Annotated in this window: 1 protein-coding gene; it reads left to right on the forward strand. The window is 42.0% G+C overall.

All coding sequences use genetic code 11. The features are described 5' to 3' along the window. Window positions 1-271 (forward strand): 4Fe-4S dicluster domain-containing protein (locus tag ACPYOJ_RS35345; RefSeq protein ID WP_481420387.1); only part of this gene is annotated, 271 nt, incomplete at its 5' end. Window positions 272-274: the final 3 nt, after the last annotated feature.

A 274-nucleotide genomic window follows, 5' to 3' on the forward strand; every position in this document is an offset into this window, starting at 1 on the left:
GTTCGGATGTGGAGCTTGTGTAGCTACTTGTAAAAACGGATCTGCAATGCTTTTCGTTGGAGCTAAAGTTTCTCAGTATGCGCTATTACCACAGGGTAGAATAGAGGCAAAGAGAAGAGTTCTGAATATGGTGAAAGCCATGGATGAAGAAGGATTCGGAAACTGTTCCAATACCGGTGCTTGTGAAGTGGAATGTCCGAAAGGAATTTCCCTTGAAAACATTGCCAGAATGAACAGAGAATATATGGCAGCTTTTGTTGACAGAGGATAAGAT

It is taken from the genome of Rhizobium sp. SVR5-9E (assembly GCF_056755095.1).